This window comes from Xenorhabdus stockiae (assembly GCF_002632825.1).
Lineage (GTDB): Bacteria > Pseudomonadota > Gammaproteobacteria > Enterobacterales > Enterobacteriaceae > Xenorhabdus > Xenorhabdus stockiae.
This window is the reverse complement of record NZ_NJAJ01000068.1, coordinates 1-7,888: the sequence shown is the minus strand read 5'-3', so window position 1 is coordinate 7,888 and position 7,888 is coordinate 1. Positions and strand designations below refer to the sequence as shown.

Below are 7,888 nucleotides of genomic sequence, written 5' to 3'. Positions count from 1 at the left end.
AGGCCCAATATGGCATTAGGGGGTTATACCCCGAAGCAGCATTTATTACGCGCTGCGTGAATTCTACTTTTAACCTCCATGAAAAATGGGAGGATTACCATTCAATTACAACAAAAAAGTAATCCTATTGATGATCCAAATAGTAAATATATTCTTTATTCCGGAAAGCTTTCTGATGAAAATAATATACCATTAAAAAATACTCAGCTAATGATATCGTCTGTATCAATTGGGAGGGCATTACTGAGTGTGAATATCACAACAGATCCTGTTGATGGTAAAAATCCTGATCTTATAGAGACTCAACCTCTAAATGAATTCTATGATTTCTTCATGGTTAATAGTGATGAAAATGGTAATGTGAACTTTCGTATTTATCCAAAAGAACGTAGTGTAATACTAGAGCTAAATACTCAAATATTGGGTATGGGCTATGCAATTCCTCTTCAAACTACATATATTATTGCAGGTGACATTCCCTCTCCAAAACTTTCTGCACCAAGAGTTATTGGAATGTTATCTGGAGGAGTGTTTAAAAAAGAAAAAGAAGATAAAAAGTTTAGAGTATATATTCCTAACTATCTAAATTCTCGTCCAAACAATATTATTATATTTTTAGTTAAAGATGAAAATAATAATAGTATTACACTGGAATCAACAATGATAGGGAAAGTTAACTCTGCTGGTTATAATTTTCAGTTATCATATGAAAAAATACCATTTAATAAAAAGCTTGGGCTCTATTATATAGCTTTGGACATAGCTGCAAATTATGTGTATTCTAATAGTCTAAATGTTATCTTTGAAGATGATTCTGCATCTGGAACTGATCCCAATAATGGCGGCAACACAGGGAATGGAAATCACTGTGATAATGGTCTCTATAACAAAGTGGATGTCGATTCAAACTATGAAGACGGGAAATTCAGCTTAAAAATAAAAAGCATTACACTGATTTGATGCTTTTAAATTACCTGAGCATAAAAAGAAAAGCAGGGCGATTTAGTTATACATGATAATAAGAAAAAATCCCTGAAGACTTGCGCTTTCAGGGATTCAGAATTTTGGTGGAGCTAAGCGGGATCGAACCGCTGACCTCTTGCATGCCATGCAAGCGCTCTCCCAGCTGAGCTATAGCCCCACAAATGTGGCGTTCCGAATCAAGATATTTTTGGTGGAGCTAAGCGGGATCGAACCGCTGACCTCTTGCATGCCATGCAAGCGCTCTCCCAGCTGAGCTATAGCCCCAAATCAAAATCCTGTGGAATGGAGCGCATCATATGAAACCCAGAGAATTCTGTCAACGAATTCATTAGTATTCTATGTATAAGCGCTGAAAAAGCCATCAATACTAGGTGTGAGAATAAAAAAATAAAGGCACAACAATAAACTGAGTGCCTTTACACTTACGTTAGCCTGTTTCTAATGCTGATTATTGAGCTTCACGCTGTGCAATATAAGCCAGTGCTTTATCAATACGACTCAATGAACGAGCCTGATTGATGGCGTGAATGGTCACATCAACACTTGGTGATTGGCCTGCGCCGGTAACAGCAACACGCAGTGGCATACCTACTTTACCCATTCCAACTTCCAGCTCGTCAGCCGTTGCCTGAATAGCGTGATGAATATTTTCAGGTGTCCATTCGGTAATGGCTGCCAGTTTAGTGCGTACAACTTCTAATGGCTGACGCGCAACCGGACGCAGATGTTTTTTCGCGGCATCAGCATCGAACTCTGCAAACTCTTCATAGAAATAACGACCAGCGCTGGCCATTTCTTTTAATGTCTTGCAACGTTCGCCCAGCAGTTTGATCAGATCCACTAGCTCTGGGCCTGTGCGGGTATCGATACCTTGTTGTTCAATATGCCATGCTAAATGAACAGCAACTTCTTCTGCTGGCAGGGTATTGATGTAATGATGGTTCAGCCAAAGCAATTTTTCAGTATTGAAAGCACTGGCTGATTTGCTGATAGCATCAAGGCTGAACAGCTCAGTCATTTCTTCAACTGTGAAAATTTCCTGATCACCGTGTGACCAACCCAAACGAACCAGATAGTTCAGCAATGCTTCTGGCAAGTAACCATCATCGCGATATTGCATTACGCTGACCGCGCCATGGCGTTTGGACAGTTTTTTACCGTCGTCACCGAGGATCATAGAAACATGTGCATATTCTGGTACTGGCGCGTTGAGCGCTTTCAGAATATTAATCTGACGTGGTGTGTTGTTGATATGGTCTTCACCACGAATAACGTGAGTAATTTCCATATCCCAGTCATCAATAACCACACAGAAGTTATAAGTTGGTGAACCATCAGTACGGCGGATGATCAAATCGTCCAGTTCCTGATTGCTGAATTCAATCGGGCCACGGATGCTGTCATTAAAAATAACAGAACCTTCCTGTGGATTGCGGAAACGTACAACATGAGGTTCATCATGGCTATGCTGGCACTCACTATCACGGCAACGACCGTCATAACGAGGTTTTTCACCATTTGCCATCTGAGTTTCACGCAATTGCTCCAGATGTTCTTTGGAACAGTAACAACGATAAGCTGTACCATTGACCAGCATTTCATCAATAACCTGGTTGTAGCGGTCAAAACGTTTAGTCTGATAATAAGGGCCTTCATCCCAATTCAGGTTTAACCAGTTCATTCCGTCCATAATCGCATCAATGGCTTCCTGAGTTGAGCGCTCCAGATCAGTGTCTTCAATGCGCAGAACGAATTCACCTTTGTTATGGCGACTGTATAGCCAGGAATAAAGGGCGGTGCGTGCGCCACCAACGTGAAGGTAGCCAGTAGGACTTGGCGCAAAACGGGTTTTTATTTTACTCATCAGGAGTTGCCTTAATGACGTTCTACTTGCTAGAGAACGTTTTGGATGATTGAAGTAACAATTAAAATAACAATAGTGGGGTGCATTTTATCACTGGACTTCAATTCCTCAATGGCGTTGATGGTAGGTTATTGAGAAAAACCAAAATACATTGTCCAAATGATAACCTTATGTGATTATAATTGTTTCATTCTGTGTAATTTTGCGACGAACGGAAATTTTAGCAATAAAAACCGTTGACTCACCTCGAACTATCCCTATAATGCGACTCCATCACGACGGGGCGATTAGCTCAGTTGGTAGAGCATCTCCCTTACAAGGAGGGGGTCATCAGTTCGAATCTGGTATCGCCCACCACTCTCAGTGATAAACTGAAAGCGGTAAGGCCGTAGTGATAAAAAATGATTTTATGATTGGGCGATTAGCTCAGTTGGTAGAGCATCTCCCTTACAAGGAGGGGGTCATCAGTTCGAATCTGGTATCGCCCACCAATCATAAATCAGTGATATATCGATGTTGTTACAGATAATTATTCAGTAATAGTCATCATGCAGTAATAGTCAGCATGAAGTGGGCGATTAGCTCAGTTGGTAGAGCATCTCCCTTACAAGGAGGGGGTCATCAGTTCGAATCTGGTATCGCCCACCACTTCATTAGATTGTTCCGCAGTATCACACTGATATTTTAGATGGGTCGTTAGCTCAGTCGGTAGAGCACTTGACTTTTAATCAATTGGTCGCAGGTTCGAATCCTGCACGACCCACCATCTAAATATTAAAATCAAAATTATCTAATTGGGTCGTTAGCTCAGTCGGTAGAGCAGTTGACTTTTAATCAATTGGTCGCAGGTTCGAATCCTGCACGACCCACCATTTAGATATAAAAATCAGAATTACCTAATTGGGTCGTTAGCTCAGTCGGTAGAGCAGTTGACTTTTAATCAATTGGTCGCAGGTTCGAATCCTGCACGACCCACCATTTAGGTAGCCATGAAGTGGGCGATTAGCTCAGTTGGTAGAGCATCTCCCTTACAAGGAGGGGGTCATCAGTTCGAATCTGGTATCGCCCACCACTTCATATAATTCCCCTAAGAAACCATCAAAAAATATAAAACCAAGCAAGGTTTATATTCAAATTTTATTCAAACAATTCCTGTTATTACCGCGAATGAGTAATGCAAATAAAACAGCATTATCTTTTAGTGAAATAAAAATATGCTGTTTTTTAATCTTTTATTACGCTTTCAATCCGTAACTTTTGAACTTGATCAATACTTTTTGCATTTCTTCGGGTGAGAGTACAGGGATCCGTTCTGCAATATTTTCTACAGGGTTTCCGATCACGGGGAGTATTTTCAAATAGAGTTGTGCCAATATCTCTATTTCATTGGCCAGCCATAATGCTTTTTCCAGACTGACTTCCATCGCAATCATACCGTGATGCTGCATTAACAGTGCTTTGCTGTGCCTAATTCCTGTTTTAACGCTTTCTGCCAGTTCTTGTGTCCCGAAGGTTGAATAGGGAATACAGGGCACATGATCCGTTCCTGTCACTGCCACCATATAATGAATAGCCGGGATACCATGATTGAGAATTGAAACGGCAGTTGCATTGACTGCATGATTATGTACAACAGCATTTAATTCAGGGCGTGCTTCATAGCATGAAAGATGGAAGTGCCATTCGCTTGAGGGGATTTTATCTGGTTCTGCTTCTCCCGAATAATTAATGTAGACAATTTGCTCTGGAGTCAATTTTTCATAGGGGATCCCGCTGGGGGTGATAAGAAATCCATCTTGATAACGGGCACTGATGTTACCAGATGTGCCTTGATTTAAACCCAGAGCATTCATCTTAAGGCAAGCGTCGATAATTGCTTGAGAAATATGTTTTCTACTGACAGTCATAAAAAAATAATCATTATAAATTATATGGATATAAATCAGAAAAGAGCATGCGTAAGCCTTCTGCGCTGGCATCACAAATTCCACGTTCTGTAATCAACCCGGTAATTAATTCTGCCGGGGTAACATCAAACGCATAATTCCCGCAAACCGTTCCCTGAGGTGCTGTATTGACCCAACTGTGTTTTCCTTCAGCCGTCATTCCGTAGACGTGTGACTGTTCATTGCCTGAACGTTGTTCAATGGGGATCTCTTTTACGCCATCCCAGACGGTAAAATCCAGTGTCGGTGATGGTAATGCAACATAAAAGGGTACCTGATTTGCTTTTGCCGCCAGAGCCTTGAGGTAAGTGCCAATTTTATTACACACATCACCTCTTGCGGTTGTCCGGTCTGTACCTACGATACACAGATCCACTTTGCCATGCTGCATTAAATGCCCACCCGCATTATCGGCAATTAAAGTGTGTGATACACCATGTGAACCTAACTCAAAAGCCGTCAATCCCCCTTGATTACGAGGGCGAGTTTCATCAACCCAGACATGAACCTTGATACCCGCATCGTGTGCCATGTAAATAGGTGATAGGGCGGTTCCCCAATCCACAGTTGCCAACCACCCAGCATTGCAGTGAGTTAATATATTTACTATTTCACCTGCTGGTTTTTGGGCCGCAATTTCCTGTATGATTTTCAAACCATTTTCACCAATCTTATGACACAGCTCGACATCTTCATCTGCTATTTCATTGGCAATACGATAAGCAGTTTTTACACGCTGAATGGGAGCTGTGTTTTCTAATGCCTGATATGCGCGATTCAGCGCCCATTTTAAATTAATGGCGGTTGGTCGGGTTTTAACTAAAGTATCGTAAGCCATTTGCAGATTTTCATTGCTGCTACTTTGACGCATCGCCAGTGCCATACCATACGCAGCAACTGCACCAATTAAAGGAGCACCTCTTACCCACATATCTTTGATAGCTGTTGCAGCATCTTGAAAGGTATTCAACTGAATAGTTTTTAATTCAAAAGGCAGTTTGGTCTGGTCGAAAATTTCGACAGTATACCCATCGTCAGCAAGCCAAACAGAGCGATAATGGGTTCCATTAATCTTCATCTCGGTTTCTTAACCTTATGTAATATGATGTTTAATCTGTGAAAAATTCTGGTACTTATGCTTGTTGACAATTAACTCACGTGCCAGTTTTAGTGCTTGTTTTTCACAACCGGCTCGTAATGTCGGGTCATCAATCTGTTTGAAATCAGCAACACCGGCGAAGCCTATAATGCGGCGATTAATTTCAAGCCCGGCATATACCAGAGTTTCTTCGAATAAATTGGAGAAAAAATCATCCTGGGCAGTTTTAAGGAACGATGAATTGAAAGTTCCCTGTTGGTAAATGGTGACAGGATAGGCTTCTCCGGTTATTTTTTCATTCCATAATTGACGAAAACGATGTTCAAATATTTCCCACGTTGTTTCAAGCTGAATGAAGAGCCATGATTGATAATCAGCACATTGCTCTATATTCTCCCGCAGAGCAGGTTGAGCAAAATAAGCCATAAACAGATTGCCGATATAATTGCCTATATCGAATGCCATTGGGCCCATAAAGCTAAATTCTGGATCAATCACTTTTGTGGAATCAGGTGTGACCATAATGGAACCTGAGTGAAGATCACCATGCAAAAGTGCCTGCGTTTCAGTCATGAATTTGTATTTATACCGCATTGCAGTTTGGATCATGGCTTGATCCTGCCAAATGGCATGAATATCATTATCAAGTTGAGGAGAAGTCCAGTTGTTTCTTTCAGCATTAAAATAGGGCTCTGTAAAAATCAGATCTTCAGTGATTTTACAAAGTTCATGATTATTGGCGAAACGGCTTACCAGTTCTTTTTTCTCTTTGCTGTCCATCCCGATATCAGAGGTATGGAATAGTGTATTAGCAAGAAAAATGCCAATGTCTTTAGCTAGGTGGGGGAATTTTTCACCAGAAATCAGCTTATTGCGTAAGATAATGTGTTTATCCAAATACTCCATTGCAAACAAAGACATTTCTTCATCATAGAAATAGACATCGGGTACATACTGATGAGCAAATTTCTTTTCTTCCAATAGGGCATGGTATTCGAAATAGGTCCTGACAAGGGAAAGCTGCCATGATTCACCTGCAGCCCGAACGTAAGGTAAGGATTGTTTGACTACAATAGTTTTTTCTGTTCCGGCAACAATAAAAACTAAATTCAGGTTTCCATCACCTACTTCTTGTATCTGCCAGGTTTCAGGCAATCCTCCGAGTGAGATGGTGGCGGGTAAATTTTTCGCAAGATAATGTGGTAAAGATTCACAGGTCTGGGGGATATACTCAGTAGGAACATAAACAGACATTATTTTTCATCCTGATAATATCATGAAGGAAAGTTCATAAAATGAACAGGGATAACACATTTTGCGGCAACGGGTTTTTACTGTTGTTAACTATAAGTATACAAAAGTAAAGTGTCTGTGATGAAAATAACGAATATGGCCTGATAACAATAAGATATACCCAAGATATTTCACATTGAATCGCAATGATAAAAGTACGGCAAATGGGCTAGCTCAGGTTTGTGGTTTTGGTAGTGGAGGAAGGCCATAAGCGGCTCTGGCACGATCACAGGCTTCATTGTAATTGTCAGTTTCCCATGCCTGCGAAAATTCTCGGCAAGGGGAAGGCCGCTTGTCATAAATAGTACAGGAAACCGAGTGACCAACTTCGCCCTGTAAGTTTATACAACGGGGATGGGGTTCGTTTGTACCTTTCATGCAACACATAAAATCGTTCAGTTTCTCAGTGGCAGCAACCGGGACTGTACCTCCTCCGTCCTCAGCTTCCGCCCAATAAAATGAGACCCTGAAAAATGCACAGCAGGCACCACAGCTGATGCAAAAATTATTCTGTGATTGGGTATTTAATATATGATCCATACCAGACGTCTCTATCTGATGTTTAAGAGCCACATTTTGACGAAGTTATTAACTATGGAGAATTATCTTTTTTGTATAAAGATATTTAATGTATCACAAATAGTCAATATAAGGTGTATTTAGTCATGAATTTATTTTAATTAACTGATTTTTAATTTAATT

At 40.7% G+C, this 7,888-nt stretch carries 6 protein-coding genes and 9 tRNA genes; 8 read left to right on the top strand and 7 right to left on the bottom strand.

Annotated features, from left to right (window positions below; all coding sequences use genetic code 11):
* Positions 1-78: 78 nt before the first annotated feature.
* Positions 79-960: a hypothetical protein gene (locus tag Xsto_RS19545; RefSeq protein WP_099126161.1), complete on the top strand. Its 882-nt coding sequence runs from the start codon at positions 79-81 to the stop codon at positions 958-960.
* Between the two features lie 105 nt (positions 961-1,065).
* Here Xsto_RS19545 and Xsto_RS19540 read toward each other — a convergent pair.
* The 3 genes from Xsto_RS19540 to gltX form a co-directional block, all read right to left on the bottom strand.
* A tRNA-Ala gene (locus Xsto_RS19540) sits at positions 1,066-1,141 on the bottom strand.
* A 31-nt stretch (positions 1,142-1,172) separates the two neighbouring features.
* Positions 1,173-1,248 (bottom strand) — tRNA-Ala (locus tag Xsto_RS19535).
* Between the two features lie 184 nt (positions 1,249-1,432).
* Positions 1,433-2,848, bottom strand: a complete 1,416-nt coding sequence (gene gltX, locus Xsto_RS19530) for a glutamate--tRNA ligase (protein ID WP_099110524.1) — start codon at positions 2,846-2,848, stop codon at positions 1,433-1,435.
* 281 nt (positions 2,849-3,129) lie between these two features.
* Here gltX and Xsto_RS19525 point away from each other — a divergent pair.
* The 7 genes from Xsto_RS19525 (at position 3,130) to Xsto_RS19495 (ending at position 3,920) form a co-directional block, all read left to right on the top strand.
* Positions 3,130-3,205: transfer RNA gene (locus Xsto_RS19525), tRNA-Val, on the top strand.
* 58 nt (positions 3,206-3,263) lie between these two features.
* A tRNA-Val gene (locus Xsto_RS19520) sits at positions 3,264-3,339 on the top strand.
* An 81-nt stretch (positions 3,340-3,420) separates the two neighbouring features.
* A tRNA-Val gene (locus tag Xsto_RS19515) sits at positions 3,421-3,496 on the top strand.
* Positions 3,497-3,538: 42 nt separating this feature from the next.
* Positions 3,539-3,614: transfer RNA gene (locus Xsto_RS19510), tRNA-Lys, on the top strand.
* Between the two features lie 30 nt (positions 3,615-3,644).
* Positions 3,645-3,720, top strand: a tRNA-Lys gene (locus Xsto_RS19505).
* A 30-nt stretch (positions 3,721-3,750) separates the two neighbouring features.
* Positions 3,751-3,826 (top strand) — tRNA-Lys (locus tag Xsto_RS19500).
* 18 nt (positions 3,827-3,844) lie between these two features.
* Positions 3,845-3,920: transfer RNA gene (locus tag Xsto_RS19495), tRNA-Val, on the top strand.
* Between the two features lie 163 nt (positions 3,921-4,083).
* Here Xsto_RS19495 and Xsto_RS19490 read toward each other — a convergent pair.
* The 4 genes from Xsto_RS19490 to Xsto_RS19475 form a co-directional block, all read right to left on the bottom strand.
* The gene (locus Xsto_RS19490; RefSeq protein WP_099110648.1) at positions 4,084-4,755 is read right to left on the bottom strand and encodes an L-fuculose-phosphate aldolase; all 672 of its coding nucleotides are present in this window, start codon (positions 4,753-4,755) and stop codon (positions 4,084-4,086) included.
* A 13-nt stretch (positions 4,756-4,768) separates the two neighbouring features.
* On the bottom strand, positions 4,769-5,872 hold the full coding sequence (gene mtnA / locus Xsto_RS19485; protein WP_099126160.1) for an S-methyl-5-thioribose-1-phosphate isomerase: 1,104 nt from the start codon (positions 5,870-5,872) through the stop codon (positions 4,769-4,771).
* Between the two features lie 15 nt (positions 5,873-5,887).
* On the bottom strand, positions 5,888-7,147 hold the full coding sequence (mtnK, locus tag Xsto_RS19480; protein WP_099126159.1) for an S-methyl-5-thioribose kinase: 1,260 nt from the start codon (positions 7,145-7,147) through the stop codon (positions 5,888-5,890).
* A gap of 213 nt (positions 7,148-7,360) precedes the next feature.
* Positions 7,361-7,726: a YkgJ family cysteine cluster protein gene (locus Xsto_RS19475; RefSeq protein WP_099126158.1), complete on the bottom strand. Its 366-nt coding sequence runs from the start codon at positions 7,724-7,726 to the stop codon at positions 7,361-7,363.
* Between the last annotated feature and the right edge of the window lie 162 nt (positions 7,727-7,888).

Coding starts and splice junctions, on each gene's coding strand:
- Xsto_RS19475 (WP_099126158.1), bottom strand. CDS start 7,726: ATGGATCATATATTAAATACCCAATCACAGAATAATTTTTGCATCAGC.
- mtnA (WP_099126160.1), bottom strand. CDS start 5,872: ATGAAGATTAATGGAACCCATTATCGCTCTGTTTGGCTTGCTGACGAT.
- mtnK (WP_099126159.1), bottom strand. CDS start 7,147: ATGTCTGTTTATGTTCCTACTGAGTATATCCCCCAGACCTGTGAATCT.
- Xsto_RS19490 (WP_099110648.1), bottom strand. CDS start 4,755: ATGACTGTCAGTAGAAAACATATTTCTCAAGCAATTATCGACGCTTGC.
- Xsto_RS19545 (WP_099126161.1), top strand. CDS start 79: ATGAAAAATGGGAGGATTACCATTCAATTACAACAAAAAAGTAATCCT.
- gltX (WP_099110524.1), bottom strand. CDS start 2,848: ATGAGTAAAATAAAAACCCGTTTTGCGCCAAGTCCTACTGGCTACCTT.